Origin of the sequence: Virgibacillus alimentarius (assembly GCF_000709085.1) — a bacterium.
In the GTDB taxonomy this organism is placed as follows: Bacteria; Bacillota; Bacilli; order Bacillales; family Amphibacillaceae; genus Virgibacillus_B; species Virgibacillus_B alimentarius.
In genome coordinates, this window is sequence record NZ_JFBD01000047.1 from 1 (window position 1) to 17,082 (window position 17,082).

Annotated in this window: 16 protein-coding genes; 9 read left to right on the forward strand and 7 right to left on the reverse strand. The window is 34.2% G+C overall.

The genetic code is table 11. The annotated features are described in order from the left end of the window. The first annotated feature begins 243 nt into the window (after window positions 1–243). From GZ63_RS0108285 to GZ63_RS0108295, 3 genes are all read left to right on the forward strand, one after another. On the forward strand, window positions 244–819 hold the full coding sequence (locus tag GZ63_RS0108285) for a TVP38/TMEM64 family protein (RefSeq protein ID WP_029268505.1): 576 nt from the start codon (window positions 244–246) through the stop codon (window positions 817–819). Between the two features lie 204 nt (window positions 820–1,023). Next, window positions 1,024–1,509, forward strand: coding sequence for a dUTP diphosphatase (locus GZ63_RS0108290; protein WP_029268507.1), 486 nt, complete (start codon window positions 1,024–1,026; stop codon window positions 1,507–1,509). 85 nt (window positions 1,510–1,594) lie between these two features. Beyond that, entirely contained in the window at window positions 1,595–2,680 is a 1,086-nt protein-coding gene (locus tag GZ63_RS0108295) for a M42 family metallopeptidase (protein WP_029268510.1), read from the forward strand. A gap of 57 nt (window positions 2,681–2,737) precedes the next feature. Here the strand turns inward: GZ63_RS0108295 and GZ63_RS18685 are convergent, their stop codons facing one another. From GZ63_RS18685 to sspI, 6 genes are all read right to left on the reverse strand, one after another. Next, window positions 2,738–3,358: a lytic transglycosylase domain-containing protein gene (locus tag GZ63_RS18685; RefSeq protein ID WP_029268512.1), complete on the reverse strand. Its 621-nt coding sequence runs from the start codon at window positions 3,356–3,358 to the stop codon at window positions 2,738–2,740. 65 nt (window positions 3,359–3,423) lie between these two features. After that, window positions 3,424–4,095 carry an ABC transporter ATP-binding protein gene (locus GZ63_RS0108305; protein ID WP_029268514.1) on the reverse strand — a complete coding sequence of 224 codons (672 nt, stop codon included), beginning with the start codon at window positions 4,093–4,095 and terminating at the stop codon, window positions 3,424–3,426. After that, window positions 4,088–5,221 carry an ABC transporter permease gene (locus tag GZ63_RS0108310; RefSeq protein ID WP_029268516.1) on the reverse strand — a complete coding sequence of 378 codons (1,134 nt, stop codon included), beginning with the start codon at window positions 5,219–5,221 and terminating at the stop codon, window positions 4,088–4,090. Before GZ63_RS0108310 ends, GZ63_RS0108305 begins: the two co-directional genes overlap by 8 nt. Then, the gene (locus GZ63_RS0108315) at window positions 5,218–6,441 is read right to left on the reverse strand and encodes an ABC transporter permease (RefSeq protein WP_029268518.1); all 1,224 of its coding nucleotides are present in this window, start codon (window positions 6,439–6,441) and stop codon (window positions 5,218–5,220) included. The genes GZ63_RS0108310 and GZ63_RS0108315 overlap by 4 nt, the downstream gene beginning before the upstream one ends. A gap of 18 nt (window positions 6,442–6,459) precedes the next feature. Continuing rightward, window positions 6,460–8,049, reverse strand: a complete 1,590-nt coding sequence (locus GZ63_RS0108320; protein WP_029268520.1) for a flagellar basal body-associated FliL family protein — start codon at window positions 8,047–8,049, stop codon at window positions 6,460–6,462. A gap of 209 nt (window positions 8,050–8,258) precedes the next feature. Continuing rightward, window positions 8,259–8,477, reverse strand: coding sequence for a small acid-soluble spore protein SspI (sspI, locus tag GZ63_RS0108325; protein WP_029268522.1), 219 nt, complete (start codon window positions 8,475–8,477; stop codon window positions 8,259–8,261). Between the two features lie 91 nt (window positions 8,478–8,568). Here sspI and GZ63_RS0108330 point away from each other — a divergent pair, with 91 nt between their 5' ends. The 3 genes from GZ63_RS0108330 to pheT all read left to right on the forward strand — a co-directional run bounded on the left by GZ63_RS0108330 (window position 8,569) and on the right by pheT (window position 13,162). Further along, window positions 8,569–9,315, forward strand: coding sequence for a TrmH family RNA methyltransferase (locus tag GZ63_RS0108330; RefSeq protein WP_318842367.1), 747 nt, complete (start codon window positions 8,569–8,571; stop codon window positions 9,313–9,315). 371 nt (window positions 9,316–9,686) lie between these two features. Further along, window positions 9,687–10,721 carry a phenylalanine--tRNA ligase subunit alpha gene (pheS, locus tag GZ63_RS0108335; protein WP_029268525.1) on the forward strand — a complete coding sequence of 345 codons (1,035 nt, stop codon included), beginning with the start codon at window positions 9,687–9,689 and terminating at the stop codon, window positions 10,719–10,721. 14 nt (window positions 10,722–10,735) lie between these two features. Beyond that, the gene (gene pheT / locus GZ63_RS0108340) at window positions 10,736–13,162 is read left to right on the forward strand and encodes a phenylalanine--tRNA ligase subunit beta (protein WP_029268527.1); all 2,427 of its coding nucleotides are present in this window, start codon (window positions 10,736–10,738) and stop codon (window positions 13,160–13,162) included. A gap of 46 nt (window positions 13,163–13,208) precedes the next feature. Here pheT and rnhC read toward each other — a convergent pair whose 3' ends face one another. Beyond that, a complete protein-coding gene (gene rnhC / locus GZ63_RS0108345) occupies window positions 13,209–14,141 on the reverse strand; it encodes a ribonuclease HIII (protein WP_029268529.1) in 933 nt (310 codons plus the stop codon). Between the two features lie 205 nt (window positions 14,142–14,346). On the opposite strand from rnhC, the gene zapA reads away from it, so the two are divergent. The 3 genes from zapA (at window position 14,347) to polX (ending at window position 17,047) form a co-directional block, all read left to right on the forward strand. Next, window positions 14,347–14,610, forward strand: a complete 264-nt coding sequence (gene zapA, locus GZ63_RS0108350; protein ID WP_029268530.1) for a cell division protein ZapA — start codon at window positions 14,347–14,349, stop codon at window positions 14,608–14,610. Window positions 14,611–14,613: 3 nt separating this feature from the next. Then, a complete protein-coding gene (locus GZ63_RS0108355; RefSeq protein WP_029268531.1) occupies window positions 14,614–15,168 on the forward strand; it encodes a CvpA family protein in 555 nt (184 codons plus the stop codon). Window positions 15,169–15,331: 163 nt separating this feature from the next. Further along, entirely contained in the window at window positions 15,332–17,047 is a 1,716-nt protein-coding gene (gene polX, locus GZ63_RS0108360; RefSeq protein WP_029268532.1) for a DNA polymerase/3'-5' exonuclease PolX, read from the forward strand. Window positions 17,048–17,082: the final 35 nt, after the last annotated feature.

Here is a 17,082-nt window from a genome sequence, read left to right on the forward strand (position 1 = left end):
ACGTACGGTGGTGTGAGAGGTCGACTAACCAAGTAATGGTTAGTCACCTACTCGATTTATTTATGTGAGGAAAACGAACGCATGATTGTCTTAAAATAGAGAGTGTAGTATTCGATTTATCGAAATTACTTTTGTTGATTAAAGTGTATCCGCGTTTTATTTTGTACTTTATGTCATGAAAGGCTCGTCTCTTGTCATATACCTATAATAAATAGGTATTTGCCTACAGAAGGAGGGGAGGACATGGAACTGATTGGTAACTATCTGATGGCTTATATTGAATTAGGAGGATTATTTGCACCAATATTATTCATAAGTTTCCATTTACTTCGGCCCCTATTTTTTATACCAGTTGTATTTATATGTATCTCTGGGGGCGTGTTATTTGGAACTGTGGCAGGAACTATTTATTCGATTATAGGAATTACTTTATCGAGTATTATTTTTTATGGTGTAATCCGATGGATGCCAAAGACATTAGATAAACTTCTCAGTTTAAAGACAAAATTAATAGGAGAACAATCCAAATTTACAATGTCGCAGATCGCACTCCTTCGACTTATCCCTTTTATTCATTTTCATCTTTTATCTATATGTTTAATTGAAATTTCGAGGAGTTTTAAGGATTATATGAAATCATCTTTATTATCTAATATTCCTTTAGCTTTTGTGTATACTTCGATTGGGAAATGGATTTCAAATTTATCCCCACTTCATGTTTTTATCTTTTTAGCGGTGTTACTGTCATTGATTTATATACTAAGAAGAAAAGAAATCAATATTAAATGGGAAGATTTTTTCCAAGTAAGTACTTATTGATACCATTCATACGTGTGAATGGTATTTTTTTTGATTAGTATCCAAGAGGTTGTTATTAATAAAGGATTATCTTTGAAAAGGTGAATCAAAGGCAGCGATTGAAATCTATGGAGATTCCTACATTAGCAAAAAAATATGCGAAAATAGCCTTTTTAATAATGCAATATGTTACAATCGAAAAAAAGGGAAAAGAGGTTAGCATTCGTGGATTGGAATACGTTGTTTACAATGCAAGAGAAACTTGATGAATATATTGAAGAAAAAAACAATATAAAAAATACGGATGTTTTTCGGGAAAAATGCTTAGCTCTGTTAGTAGAGCTCGGTGAATTAGCGAATGAAACACGGTGTTTTAAATTTTGGAGTAAAAAGCCAAGAAATGATGATTCTGTGATTTTAGAAGAATACGTAGATAATATACATTTTCTTTTATCGCTAGGGATTGAAAAAGGATACCGATACACAATGATTCCAGAGGTAAGAGATACTTTATCTGAATCAGAGCAGTTTATGCATATATTTGACGCATGTGTACAATTTAAAAAAGAGCCAACCAAAAATAATTATGAGCATTTATTTAACCAATATCTATTGCTCGGAAATTTGCTTGGTTATAATGAAACAGATATACAAGAAGCTTATTTCAAAAAAAATGAAGTAAATTATGAAAGACAAAATCAAGGGTACTAATGATACTTTTTAAAAATTGTATTCTTTCTAAGAAAACAGATATAATGAAAGGGTAGAAAGTATTAAAAGGAGGATAAATTTACATATGGCAAAAACAGATGAAACACTTACGATGTTAAAGGATTTAACAGATGCAAGAGGAATTCCCGGTAATGAAAAAGAAGCAAGAGAAGTAATGGAAAATTACATAAAGCCTTATGCTGATAAAGTGTATACGGATAACTTAGGAAGCTTAATCGCAGAAAAAATAGGAAATCAAAATGGGCCTAAAATTATGGTTGCAGGACATTTAGATGAGGTTGGCTTTATGGTCACTCGTATTGATGATCAAGGTTTTATTTACTTCCAGACTGTTGGCGGATGGTGGAGCCAGGTTATGCTGGCACAACGTGTAACTATTTTAACGGCCAAAGGGGATATCACAGGTGTGATCGGCTCTAAACCACCGCACATTTTATCTGCTGAAGCGCGAAAAAAACCTGTAGAAATTAAAGACATGTTCATTGATATCGGTGCATCCAGTAAAGAAGAAGCGAGCGAATTTGGTGTGCGTCCAGGTGATTCTATCGTACCGTATTTTGAATTTACTCCTTTAAAAAATGAAAAGATGTTACTAGCAAAAGCTTGGGATAATAGAATAGGCTGTGCAATAGCTATTAAAGTGTTAACGTTGTTAAAAGAAGAGGATCATCCAAATATCGTATACGGTGTAGGAACAATCCAAGAAGAAGTTGGTTTGCGCGGGGCGAAAACCGCGACAAATATGATTGCCCCAGATATTGGTTTTGCAGTTGATGTTGGAATAGCTGGTGATACACCAGGAATAAGTGATAAAGATGCTGACAGTAAATTAGGTGAAGGACCTCAAATTATTTTATATGATGCATCCATGATATCGCATAAAGGTGTACGTGAATTGATCATAGATACTGCAGAGGAACATAATATACCTTTCCAATACGCAACAATGGCAGGTGGGGGAACAGATTCGGGTTCCATTCACCTAACTGCTAACGGAGTTCCTGCATTGTCGATCACTATAGCAACGAGATACATTCATTCGCATGCAGCAATATTACACCGAGACGACTTTGAAAATGCTGTAAAATTAATCGTTGAAACAATAAAAAAATTAGATACTGATACAGTAAAGGAAATTAAATTTGCGTAGGTTTATTCATATATTGTGATAGGAGAAGATCAGCAATTATTCTGTTGCTGATCTTTTCTATGCTAAATCATTCTTCATTATTTTATTTACATAATTCTTTGTCTCACGGAATGGGGGAACCCCCTGATGTTTATCAACATTACCTGGTCCTGCATTATAAGCAGCGAGAGCAAGTTCTTTGTTTCCGTTATATCTTTTTAGCATTTGACTTAAATATTTTTTTCCAGCTTCGATATTTTGCTTAGGATCAAACGGATCAGATACACCTAACCCCAGTGCTGTTCCAGGCATCAATTGCATCAGACCCTGTGCACCTGCAGAACTTTGTGCTTGTACATTATAATTCGATTCTGCCATAATGACAGAATGAATGAGACTTTCATCGACATTAAATTTTTTTGCCGCTTCCTGTATGTATTGATCAATCGTTGCAGACACAGGATCATGAGTGACCTTGGACCTGGATTGGAGAGAAGAAGCATTATAATTAATAGGATAATGATCATTGCTCGCTTTTTTGTTCGTTTTATTTAGGGCAGTTGCTTCATTTATCTTTGCTTGTAGCAATTGCCTAAATGCATTTGGCATCGATGAATCATGAGATATCCCGTTATTATTCATTCTATGTACGGACATTACTTGATGTTGAATCAGTCGCTGTAAATCGTTTGTTTCCATTTAGTTATTCCCTCCTATAATATATTTTTATTTTACTACAAAAGACCCATAAAACAATGTTCGATTTATAAGGATATTACATTTTCACCTGATTTACTTAAAATATTTTTGTAAAAGGGATCTTCTCCAATACAAAATACACGATCACAGAGATGATTAATTTCATCCATATCATGTGTAGTGTAGACAATTATTTTTTCCTTATTTATTGCATGTTCTAGCAGATAATTACCAATTTCTTTTCGTGACTTAAGATCAATTCCTACAGTTGGCTCATCTAATAATAATACAAGTGGATTATGGATCAGACTGATTGCTAAATTTAATTTACGCTTCATTCCACCTGAAAGTGTTTTTACTGGCTCTTTCCACTTTTCAAGTTTCATATCCAAGCACAGTTGTCTTAATTGTTCTTTATTCTTTCTTTTCCACGATAATTTTTCAAAAAAGATCATATTTTCCTCAACTGTAAACTCTTCCCAAACAGCAATCTCTTGAGGTACAAAGCCAATTTGTTTACGAATATTTGTTTTATTTTTTTGATAAGGTTCACCATTTAAAGCTACCGTACCTTTAGAAGGTTTTAGAGTTGTTGCCAGTATACTGAGTAAAGTAGACTTTCCTGCACCATTTTCTCCAACAAGTCCTATAATTTCTCCTTTAGCTATAGAAAAAGAAATATCATTAAGTATCAACTTTTTTCCGTAAGATTTTGTTAATCCGTGTGCATTAAGCATTGTATTTCTCCTTTCGCCCACACCATAAACCTAATAAAGCAATCAATATAACAGACCATAAATAACTTATTTGTCCTGATAGAAAGGCATGAAGCGGGTTAAAATATTCTACCCAATTATAATTTCTTGTAATGCTTTCAATTGGGAGAATAGCTCCACTTGCAATTGATAAAAATAAAGTAATGATAAATGAAACACTGTAAAATAAGAATATGTTCTTAAAACATAAGGCTAATAGAAATGCTCCTGTATTTAACATTAACCGAAAGGAGAGGATTGCACCAATGAAAGATAAATTTACCGGTTCTTTTAAAAAGGTATGAAATATACCGATCGCCACCATATCAAACATTAGAAAAAGGATCGTGTACAGTAAAAAGTTATACAATAAGTATTTTTTCCATGTAAAGCGTATAAACACAAAACGTGGTAAAATATTTGCATTCTGCTCTTTTATCAACCAATCAAATATAAATAAAGTAGTTAAAATACTTAATAATGCCCAAATACCCCAGGTATCCAAAGTGAATAATTCCCTTTTTGGTCCTTGTTTATCCGTATTGGAAAAGGTAAATTTGGTATAAAGTAGGTTTTCTTCTTTTTGAATGGATTTGCTTTTATTTATAATTTCCTTCCAAGACCATTGTTCTTTTTGTGGGTATTGTTCACTTAGATGTTGGATAATGTGAGCAGCTTTTGATCTGCTAGTTTCTTGTTGAGCATAGGATATTATCATTTCTTTGATTGGTGAAAAGGCAAAGGATAAATCAGATTGATAGCTTGTAATTAATTGATTACGCTTTCCTTGACGTATTTTCTCTTCGTATCCCTCGTGTATGATAAAAACGCTATCCAGCTCATGCTTCTTTAGCCGGTGAAGCGCATCGTCTTCGGTAGTTTCATAAACCCGGATAAAAGGTGTTTCTTTTATGTGCTGATAAAGTTCCATTGACGAGTTTGTTTTTTCTTCCAATATAATTCCAACGGGAACTTTTGTATCCGATTGAATGATATTCATTAAGTTTATAATAGCAAGTGTAGTAAGAATAGGGAACAATAACCAAAATAACAGGCTGAGCCACTGTTTTTTAATATGAATCAAGCGCGTCTTAAGGATGTCTCTCATTGCTGGACACGCTCCTTTCCTAATGAAAGTCCCATAAGGATTAACAAACCTGCCCCGTTCATTAATAGCAATGGAAGATAATCAGCATAATAACGTCCGTTTAAGACAATTTCCTGAAGCCAATGAAAAGTCACACTAGAAAAAATATAAGGCATAAATGATTGAATTTGTAATGGATAGTAAAGACTCGGTATAAAAGATCCGCTTAGCATTAATATAATACCTAGTATGGTTAATTGTAAAAACAGTCGAAGTTTCATTGCAGCTATCAATGTTTCTATCACCGCAAATGTAATGAGTAAAAGTATGCTATAAAGTCCCATAATAATGCTAATTCGCAGGTAGTTCGCTCCCCACACTTGAAAAGATAAAGAGTAGTTTAATATAGCAAACGAAATAATTGCAAATAAAGCAGTAACGAGTAATGTAACGAGCATTCTAGCAAAAATTTGATGCAGTTCTATAACCCCATAAAGTTTCATCCGCGTTTTTATACGCTGTGTTTCTTCTCTATGTAGAAATGTATAAATGATAAAAATCCAAATGGATATGGTTATAAACCAGCTGGCAATACTAAAATAGTCTGTTGGGGATGATGTAGCCTGGTTTTTTAATTCTTTTTGGTCTATGAGTTTATCCTTTCCTATTGTATAAAATAAAAAGTTCTTAAATTGCTCAAACAACATGTCATGTCGTGTTTCATCATCAATAGCCAATGCCTTTGCAAAATGATTAATGGTTAAGATATTAGCTTGTGAGGTACGAATATGTCTTGCTACGCTGTCAATTAGTTCTTTTATTAAGTGACTCTCTGTCACTTGGTTTGGATTCCCTTTGATAGGTATTGTAACAGGGGTTCCATTATACAAGTTTTTGGTAAAGTTTTTTGGTAGTTCTATATAACTGCTGATCCTATTTTTGTTTATACCATTGATTGCTTCATTTTCGGACATATTGGCTAGTTTAATATAATCTCCTAATTGTGATGTTTCGTCAATCATTTCAACAACTAATTGAGTTTCTTCAGATTTATCCAAATCGACTATTCCAACTTTAATCGGTTTACTGTCTGGGGGTGAGAAAAAAGCCACAATGATTGTAACAATTAATCCAATAGTAATGATTGGCAGAAGCAAAAGAAGAGGAAGTGAGATCCACTTCCTCCGTAATTGTATAAAGTTGTTTTTAGTAAAAAGGAACATCTGTCTTAAAAAGTTCATACAATCACATCCAGTTCATTAAAAGCTCATTCCTGGTCCGCCCATAATACCAAGAAACCACTGTTGTGCTTGAGGAGCTACATCTGTTTCGAAATAATTCTTGAGTTCATCCACATTCATACTACCTAGATCTTTGATATTATCTTCTTTAGGCATCTCGACACTCTTTATCGTTTTTCCTTTATTTTTAATATGCAGAGAGGCCATTTCCTGGGTAATGTTTAAAGATGGAAATTCAACTGAAAAACTGTGTTCCGCACTCATTTTATCCTTCTCATAATTAGCATTTCCAGTCCAAATCAATTTGCCACTGTCACCATATTGGTCATCTATGGAAAATTGACGCTCAAATTCACGCTTGCCATCTTTTAGCGTACTATTACCTTCGTATGCCAATTCCATATTCTCGGCAGATAGTTTAATAGAATCAGTTGCTTTATCATCTTTGGTTGAAAAATCTCCAGTAACACTTGCTGAACTTTCTTCATAGTCATCTGAAAATGCAAGTTTATAGTCGAAGATTTGATTGTTATCTTCTAATTTTTGCGTTCCATTCACTGTAAACTTTGCTAATTGGTCTTTTGTTGGTCCCATTTCTACAGAAAATTCGCGCTTAACTATTAATTTGTCTTTTGTCCATATGGTAGATGTTATCCCATCAGGTATTTTAAAATCTTTAAGTCCATCTTGTGCTTCTTTTAAAGCATCATCAAAATCGTTCATCATTTCATCAAAATTCATATCCAAACTAGCGTCTGCCGGCATTCCAAATTGTTGCATTTCAATTTGTTCTTGCATAATTTCTTTTAATCTATCATCTTTTTGCATTTTTTCAAAAATAGCCTTTAAAATATCTTTTACCTCATCCTCGGAAAGATGCATTGTCATTTTTTTGGTGTCTACAGATTCATCGTTTATTTTTACTGTTTCATCTGTAATTTTAAATGCACTATCCGGGAGTTTGTCATAAATCATTTTTAAGTATTCTTCATTGAAATACTTCTGATCTTCTTCAGATAAACCTCGTTTAAAGAAAACTTCAAAGTTTGGATTCTCCTCACCAGTGAATGTCATGGGATCTAGTTCATGAAGGAATTTTCCTATGTCCTTATCTTTTATTTGAAGTAATTCTTCAAGAAATGGCAGGCCGATAGTAGCTTTTTCATCGGTTAAATAAAATTGAACATCGTCAATTTCAATATCCCCAAAACTTCCTTTTATTTCAGAAGCTATTTGTTTTTTTTCCATATCCGCAGAAGTAGTAAGTGTAATTGTTGAGTTATTAATGATTTCTTGTGGACTCATTGCTCCATAGCCTGATGAAGCAGTTGGGTCATTGTATTCTGCTGAAAGGTCTATAACTGTCTCGGTCGGATTATTTTCCGTTTGTTCTAACCAATCAAATTCTGGCTTGAAGCGCTCCTCTACTTTATCCGTAAGAAACTCCATTGATTTTTTTTCTGAAAGGAAGTACTTTTCTTTGTCAGACAAATTTAACATTACATAAGCTGCTACACCACCTCCTATGACAAGAACTGCTGCAATAATAATTGCTACAATCTTTTTTGGAAACCCCTTTTTTTGTCCATCGTTAAGCGTTTCTTCCATTCCTTCTTCTCCTTTCTATTTCTGTTTCATGCTTTCCATATATATGTATTATTCAAGGCACGTAATGATAACTAAAAAGCATGTATATTGATTTTATCTCAATTTATAAAATTTAGTCAAATTATGTCGGGAAATATTTTCCTTCTTCAACATAAAAGATGGATTCTTCTTCATTTAGAAATCCATCTTTTTAAAGAATTGATTTATTTTTAACTTGTTGCTTGCTTGACACCTTGTTCTAATGCACCAATCATTTCTTGTTTTTCTTGTTCTCCAGATTGCTTCCATATCAATTCAAAAAGTACTCCTAACCCCGGAAGCATTTTTTCTTCCCCTTTTTGAATAGCATCAACGATTGTTGCTTCTAATTGTTCTTGATCATTGGAAGCAATATTGGACACAATTGCTTTCCGTAAATTTAGATCCATCTAAAATCACCTCTACTTCAGTTAGAATTTATCGATAGTTTGACCGATATAGGCCGAAATATGTATGATATAACAATAATGAAGAATAGGAATGAAAAATATGATAACATCTGTACAAAATCAAAAAGTAAAATATTGGAAGAAATTACAAAAAAGAAAGGGTAGAATTAAGGCTGGGATGTTCCTGATTGAAGGATACCACTTAATCGAGGAGGCTAAGCGTAGTAATTGGGATATTCATGAAATTATTATCAAAGAAGATCAACAGGTTCCGGATTGGTGCATGGACTTTACAATAGAAAAAGTAAACAAAACTGTTTTTCATCACATTGCACAAACGGAGTCACCGCAAGGAATTATTGCTGTTGTTAAGATGAATCAGACAGAATGCTATCCAGGGAATTATATGCTGCTTATCGATGCGGTACAGGATCCGGGTAATCTTGGTACCATGATTCGGACAGCGGATGCCGCTGGATTTGATGCGATTATCTTAGGAGAGGGGACAGTGGATGTATATAATGATAAGGTAATTCGGTCTACACAGGGTTCTCTCTTTCATATTCCTGTTTTACAGAGGAATCTTTTAGAAACAATATCAATATTAAAAAAAGAAGGATTTCGAATATGGGCTTCGGCATTGTCAGGTGCAGAACCATATAATCAAATAGAGGTTGAGGATAAAGTTGCGCTAATTATAGGCAATGAGGGAGCAGGTATTCAAGATACATTGCTTCACGAAGCTGATTCCATTGTAAATATTCCCATCTACGGAAGAGCCGAATCTTTAAATGCTAGTATTGCTGCTGGCATTTTAATGTATTATATTAGAGGATAAAGCTTGCAATTATTTGTGCGATTCTCTATAATGAAAGAAATTTGTCATAAACGACAAGCAATGAAAGAGCTAATTAACATTCATAGGTACGGAACAGGGAAGAAATGTCGTAGACTGAAAACATATCTACCGCAACGAATGTTAATGTTTCACTCTGGAGCTGACACTTAGACCTTGGAATTCAAGTAAAGGTGTTCCGGTTAATTACCGTTATCTTTATTCAAGTTGGACACAAATCATCTATTAAACCTAGCTTGTTTCGCGTAGGTTTTCACTAAGGTGTTAAAAGTGTCAACAAGGGTGGTACCGCGATAAAACAGCCTCGTCCCTTTTTGGGAAGGCTTTTTTTATTTTAAAGGAGGTATTTCAATATGAAAGAACAATTAGAGTCATTACAAAATGAAGCTTTAGATTCCATATCTAAAACACAAGATTTAAAAAAACTTCAGGAGATAAAAGTATCCTTTTTAGGCAAAAAAGGCTCACTAACCAGTGTTTTACGTGGTATGGGCAAATTATCTAAAGAAGAACGTCCAATTGTAGGGGAAGTTGCAAATCGTGTCCGCTCATCGATTACAGCGGCTATTGAGCAAAAGAATGAAGAACTTGAAGCAAAGGCGATAGAAAAACAACTTGAAGATGAAGCAATTGATGTTACACTGCCAGGACGTCCTGTCCAGGTTGGAGGAAAGCATGTACTGACTAAATTAATTGAAGAAATAGAAGATCTCTTTATCGGTATGGGTTTTGAAGTTCAGGAGGGGCCTGAAGTTGAAACAGACTTTTTCAACTTTGAAGCATTAAACTTACCACCAAACCATCCGGCTAGAGATATGCAGGATACATTCTATATTACAAACGAATTATTGCTCCGCACACATACTTCACCAGTTCAGGCACGAACAATGCGGGAATATAAAGGGAAGAAACCCGTAAAAATGATTTGTCCGGGAAAAGTGTACCGCCGAGATAATGATGACGCAACACATTCGCATCAGTTTACACAAATAGAAGGGCTATATATTGATAGAAATGTTCGCATGAGTGATTTAAAGGGTGTTTTAAATAACTTTGCGAAAAAAATATTTGGTCAAGATCGAGAAATCCGTTTACGACCTAGTTTTTTCCCATTTACGGAACCATCTGTGGAAATGGATATATCTTGCAAAATATGTGGTGGAAAAGGTTGTTCTGTTTGTAAGAAATCAGGATGGATAGAGATTCTTGGAGCGGGGATGGTTCATCCGAAAGTACTAGAGATGGCTGGTTATGATTCCAAAGAGTTTTCTGGCTTTGCATTTGGAATGGGACCTGATCGAATTGCTATGCTGAAATACGGTATAGATGATATTCGCCAATTCTATGTGAACGACACACGATTTTTAAAACAATATCATAATGCATAAGGAGGCTATATAAATTGCTAGTATCATTAAATTGGCTAAAAAATTATGTTGACATCGATTCAATAACGCCAGAAGAACTTGCTGAAAAAATTACCAAATCCGGCATTGAAGTAGATGGAATTGAGTATATTGCCGAAAAAAGTAAAAATGTTGTTGTAGGTTATGTAGAAACTTGTGAAAAACATCCAAATGCAGATAAATTAAATCTTTGTCAGGTTGATGTCGGTGATCAAAAATTACAAATCATTTGTGGTGCGCCGAATGTTCGACAAGGTCAGAAAGTTGCTGTAGCAAAACCCGGAGCAATTTTACCAGGGAATTTTAAAATTAAAAAGGTGAAATTACGAGGTGTAGAATCAAATGGTATGATTTGTTCACTACAGGAACTTGGAATTGAGGAAAAGTTCGTGCCAAAGGATACAGCAGATGGCATTTTTGTTTTTCCAAATGACGTTGAAATTGGAGAAGATGTTGAACCATTATTAAATTTAAATGATGCAATTCTGGAATTTGATTTAACTCCAAACCGGGCGGACTGTTTAAGTATGATCGGGATTGCTTATGAAGTAGCTGCAATATTGGATCAAGATATTCATTTACCTGAGGTAAAAATAAAAACCATCACTGAAAAAGCTCAAAATTATGTATCTGTTGAAGTAGAAGATAAGGAATTAAACCCTTATTATGGCGCATTTATTATTAAAGATATTGAAGTTAAGCCTTCACCATTGTGGATGCGTAATTATTTAATAGCGGCGGGGATTCGTCCAATCAATAATGTTGTTGATATTACAAACTTTGTGTTATTGGAGTACGGGCAACCTTTACATGCGTTTGATTATGACCAGCTCCAATCTGAGAAAATTGTTGTAAGACGTGCTAAAGAAAATGAAACGCTTATTACTTTAGATGAAAAAGAAAGGATGTTAACAACAGATAATCTCGTAATTACAAATGGTAAGGAACCGATTGCATTAGCTGGTGTAATGGGAGGAGCAAACACGGAAGTAAGCGAGCAAACAACTACGATTTTACTTGAGGCAGCTTATTTTGATGGTTTTTCAGTTCGTAAAACAGTAAAAGCTACTGGGTTACGCAGTGAAGCTAGTACGCGATATGAAAAAGGAATCGATCCAAGTCGGGTGAAGATCGCCGGTGAGCGTGCATGCCAACTACTATATGAATACGCTAACGGGAAAGTCTTAGCTAATAGTGTGGAAGTTGACTCCTTAGATTGTACTAAGAAAACCGTTGAAATCACAACAAATGAGATTAATAAACGATTAGGGACGGAAATCAGTACTGAGGAAATTGTCTCTATTCTGGAAAAGTTACGCTTTGCTTTTGATCAAGAGAAGGATCATTTTACTGTTGAAATACCAACAAGACGCGGTGATATATCTATTTTTGAAGATATGCTTGAGGAAGTTGCAAGAATATATGGGTATGACAATTTGCCATACACTTTACCGATTGGAGCTGCTGATGCAGGTGCTTTAACACAAAGACAAAATTTAAAGCGGAAAGTGAAAAATTTCATGGAAAGTTCAGGATTAATGGAAGGAATTACATACTCGTTAACGGATCTAAATAATTCCAAGAAATTAATAAGTCCAGATATAGAGGAGGAAAATATAACTCCTGTGAAACTAGCTATGCCAATGAGTGAGGACCATCAATTTTTACGGTTAAGTATTTTACCTGAATTACTTCGTACATTGGCATATAACAATGCTAGGGGCCAACGGAATACAGGTCTTTATGAGCTTGGGTCGATTTTTATTACGGAAGAAGAAATCTTAACGAAACAACCGGAAGAAAAACTACGTTTAGCTGGTGCACTAACTGGAGAATGGATAAGTCATCCATGGCAACAGGAGAATAAAAAAGTTGATTTTTATGTAGTTAAAGGAATCGTAGAAGGGCTGTTTGAATTTTTAAAACTTCCAGCAACATTTAAAAAGGAAAAACTCTCTGATATGCACCCTGGAAGATGTGCAAGCATTGCTGTAAACAATGAACCGATTGGTTTTATTGGACAAGTACATCCGATGTTTGTTAAAAAGATGGACTTAAAAGAGACATACGTATTTGATATCAATATGGAAAAGGTTTTTTCTGCTTATAAAAAGGAACCAGAAACGAAACCCATTCCAAAGTTTCCATCCATTACAAGGGACATTGCTTTTATCGTAGATGAGAATGTCGTCGCAGGCGATCTAAAAGCTTCGATTGAAGAAATAGGGGCGCCTCTTGTGAAAAAAGTACGTATTTTTGATGTTTATCAAGGAAAGAATTTACCGGAGGGTAAGAAGTCTATTGCTTATAGCCTGGTCTATCGTCACCCGGAAAAAACGTTAAAAGATGATGAAGTGGAAGAATCTTACCAACAGATTATCGATGAAGTAAATAAAAAATACGATTCTTATATTCGATCATAAGTAAAAGCAAAAGCCCATCAGGATTTCTTGTCCTGTGGGTTTTCTTTTATAAATATTTCTTTGCTTTATTTGTATTAGCAAAATGTGTTTTAGCACAAGTGTGTAGAACCTGCTTACCTCTCTTTTTAATAATGTTGGCGATGGTTTGGTCAACTAGATAGGAAGCACCTTTCTGTAAAGGAACTCCGATTTTTTTGGATAATTTATCCATTTCATTTAGAAAACTTGCACGTGCTATAATAGATCCTGCAGCCACTGCAAGCGAGTAGCTTTCTGCTTTTGTTATAAAATAAGTTTTTGCTGAAAGTGATTCTTTCTCGGAGCTGATATATTTTTTATATAAACTTGGCTCACAAAATTGGTCAATTAAAATACCTTTTAAAGGTTGATTATTAATTTTTTGCTGCAGGTTTTTTATTGCGTGATGATGGAGCATTGCTTTCATTTTACCTTGAGACCAACCTTTTTTCTGTAATTTATTATACTTTTCATTGCGCAGTACAAGCAGGGAGTAGGGCAAGCGAGATTTTATTATCTCTTTGGATAATTTCCGTATTTGTTCATCTGATAGATTTTTTGAATCTTTTACACCCAGTTCACTTAAAGCGGCTATTTGTTCTTTTTTAACATATGTACAAGCAACAGTAATAGGACCGAAATAATCCCCGGTTCCAGCTTCATCCGAACCAATATGCGAGTTGTTAAATAATGTTAAAGGTGGCGTGTATAACGACGTTTTTTGTGATGTAACTTTTTGCTGAGATTTAGGCACTTGTTGTTTGTTCATCCATTTTCCCGCCTCTGCTTCTGGAGACGCTCCTTGAAATAATACCTTTCCAGATTTGTAAGCAGTGATTACGGCGTTTTTGGTTTTCGCTCGAAAAACGGATCCTTGTGGGGGATCTTGAAGAAAATGCTGATAATATTTTTTCATTTTATTAATGGTCTCCAAGGTTAACTTATGGACGCTTTGTCCCAATTTCATCTCTCCCATCCTCTGTATATAGTTGACTATAACAAACTCAATTTAAAAAAGAAATGCTTTACTGGTAAATCCATTCGACTAAATAGTTTCGGTTTCCCTAAACCTGATGTTCATGTTAATATAAGGTGAATAATTTTAGATAATAAAAATATAGATTCATATTTCTTAAAATATTAAATTTTTATTGGAGGGTGCATAAATGGCCCATAAAGATAAAATACGTGTATCTGTCGATATTTATAACAGATCATATACAATTGTTGGAGAAGAAACAGCATCTCATGTTCGATTAGTTGCTAGTTTAGTGGATCAAAAAATGCGTGAGATCCAGGAGGCGAATAAACATTTAGATACAACAAGATTAGCAGTTCTTACTGCTGTTAATTCCATGAACGATTATTTAAAATTAAAAGAAGACTATGCAGCATTACTAGGCTCATTAAATAAGAAAGAGGATAAATAAGCCATGGTTACATTAATAATACTTTTCTTTCTCGGATTCGGATTTTTGGCTGGTTTAAAAAGGGGTTTTGTTTTACAAGTATTTCATTTAGTAGGATTTATTATAGCTTTTATTGTTGCATATTTGTATTATGATAAGTTATCTTCAAGCCTTGCAGTATGGGTTCCGTATACAGAATTGCCAAATGATAGCACGTGGGCATCGTTTTTACAATCCCTCCCCCTTGAAAAAGGATTTTATAATGCTATTTCCTTTGCGATTATTTTCTTCGCTACGAAAATTGTGTTGCAGATTATAGCTTCAATGCTTGATTTTGTAGCATATTTGCCAATTTTGAAATCCATTAATAAACTTGCTGGGGCTATACTAGGATTTGTCGAAATCTATCTCATTTTGTTTGTTATATTATACATTTTAGCATTAACACCGATGTCAGGAATACAAGTTTGGCTGAATAGTTCAACGCTTGCATTATTTATCATCGAACACACACCAATTCTTTCTGAATTGATAAAATCATCATGGTTTGCACAAATGAATAGCATATTAACAATCTAGAGGTGTTAAGGATGCCTCATGTACAATTTTCTAAGCAAAGCATATTAAAAAGGCTGATTCAAGTATTAGTGTACACTTTTGTATGTTTCGTACAATAAGTATTACTTTAACTGGAATCAGTCCTTTTAATGAAATGAAGGTATAAAAGAAGGTGACTGGAAAAGTGACGAAAAATAAAAAAGATGTAATAAAATTACTTGAACAAATAGCTATTTACCTAGAAATAAAAGGAGAAAATCCGTTTAAAATATCTGCTTACCGAAAAGCGGCTCAAGCATTAGAACAAGATGAAAGGTCGTTAGAAGAGATTCGTGAATTTACTAACATTAAAGGTATTGGAAAAGGGACAAGTGAAGTCATTCAGGATTATATTGCCAATGGTATTTCTGAAACATTGGAGCAATTAAAACGCGAAATACCAGAGGGATTAATTCCATTACTTCAGCTTCCAGGTCTTGGTGGTAAAAAAATATCAAAATTATATCAAGAACTGGGTATTACAGATGCATCGTCCTTAAAAGAAGCGATTGAAAAAAAACAAGTGGAGAATCTATCTGGTTTTGGAAAGAAAACAGCTGAAAAAATATTAATTGCATTGAAAGAAGCAGGCAATCGACCTGAACGATTACCGATAGCGATGATGCTGCCGATTGCTGAAAGGATACAATCCTTTTTAAGTCATGTTCCTGAGATAAAAGATTTTTCGGTAGCTGGCAGTTTAAGAAGAATGAAAGAGACGATAAAAGATATTGATTTTATTATTGCTGCAGATGAAGCAGCTAAAGTGCGTGATATTTTATTAATGATAGATAATATAAAAGAAATTATAGCTAAAGGAGATACAAAAGTATCTATTGTTTTAGATGACGTATATGATATTAATGTTGATTTTAGAATCGTTGCACCAGAAGAATTTGCTTCAACATTGCATCATTTCACAGGATCAAAGGAGCATAACGTTGCCATGCGACAACTTGCAAAAGCGCGTGGGGAAAAAATTAATGAATATGGCATTGAAATAGAAGATACTAATGAGATATTAACATTTAAGAGTGAACAAGAATTTTTTAAGCATTTCGGGTTACATTATATCCCACCAGAGATAAGAGAAAATACAGGTGAAATTGAAGCTTTTGCAAACAACCTAAACCTTATCGAAAAAAGTGATATACGTGGGGACCTGCATATGCATACAACTTGGAGTGATGGTGCACAATCGATTGAGGAAATGGTTAATCACGCGCGGAAAATTGGTTATCAGTATATAGCGATTACGGACCACTCGAAATTTTTACGTGTAGCTAATGGTTTAAATGAAACAAGATTACGGAGGCAAAGGGAAGAAATTGCTATGTTAAATGAAAAATACCCAGATATTTATATTTTTTCAGGTGTAGAAATGGATATTTTATCTGATGGAAACCTGGATTTTTCGAATGACTTTTTACGAGACATGGACTTTGTGATTGGTGCGATTCATTCAAGTTTTAATCAATCTAAAGAAAAGATCATGACAAGATTATATCATGCTTTGGAAAATCCTTATGTTTCATTAATTGCACATCCAACAGGAAGACTAATTGGACGTAGAGATGGATATAAGGTAGACGTAGAAAAATTAATGGAACGGGCGAAGGAAACGGAAACGGCACTAGAAATAAATGCCAATCCAAATCGGTTTGATTTATCTGCTGACTGGGCAAAAAAAGCGCAGGAAATTGGAGTTACTATTGCTATTAATACAGATTCACATGATTATCAAATGATGGATCATATGAAATATGGGATAAGTGTGGCAAGGAAAGGCTGGCTAAAAAAAGAAACAGTGATGAACACATGGTCACTAGAAAAATTATCTAAATTTATAAATAGTTATTAGTTGTGTATAGATAAGGATATAAAAGGAGTAAGAAA

Excerpts from the sequence above, each read along its gene's own strand:
- GZ63_RS0108285 (WP_029268505.1), top strand. The coding sequence starts at position 244 with ATGGAACTGATTGGTAACTATCTGATGGCTTATATTGAATTAGGAGGA.
- GZ63_RS0108295 (WP_029268510.1), top strand. The coding sequence starts at position 1,595 with ATGGCAAAAACAGATGAAACACTTACGATGTTAAAGGATTTAACAGAT.
- GZ63_RS18685 (WP_029268512.1), bottom strand. The coding sequence starts at position 3,358 with ATGGAAACAAACGATTTACAGCGACTGATTCAACATCAAGTAATGTCC.
- GZ63_RS0108305 (WP_029268514.1), bottom strand. The coding sequence starts at position 4,095 with ATGCTTAATGCACACGGATTAACAAAATCTTACGGAAAAAAGTTGATA.
- GZ63_RS0108310 (WP_029268516.1), bottom strand. The coding sequence starts at position 5,221 with ATGAGAGACATCCTTAAGACGCGCTTGATTCATATTAAAAAACAGTGG.
- GZ63_RS0108315 (WP_029268518.1), bottom strand. The coding sequence starts at position 6,441 with ATGAACTTTTTAAGACAGATGTTCCTTTTTACTAAAAACAACTTTATA.
- GZ63_RS0108320 (WP_029268520.1), bottom strand. The coding sequence starts at position 8,049 with ATGGAAGAAACGCTTAACGATGGACAAAAAAAGGGGTTTCCAAAAAAG.
- sspI (WP_029268522.1), bottom strand. The coding sequence starts at position 8,477 with ATGGATCTAAATTTACGGAAAGCAATTGTGTCCAATATTGCTTCCAAT.
- GZ63_RS0108330 (WP_318842367.1), top strand. The coding sequence starts at position 8,569 with ATGAAAAATATGATAACATCTGTACAAAATCAAAAAGTAAAATATTGG.
- pheS (WP_029268525.1), top strand. The coding sequence starts at position 9,687 with ATGAAAGAACAATTAGAGTCATTACAAAATGAAGCTTTAGATTCCATA.
- zapA (WP_029268530.1), top strand. The coding sequence starts at position 14,347 with ATGGCCCATAAAGATAAAATACGTGTATCTGTCGATATTTATAACAGA.
- GZ63_RS0108355 (WP_029268531.1), top strand. The coding sequence starts at position 14,614 with ATGGTTACATTAATAATACTTTTCTTTCTCGGATTCGGATTTTTGGCT.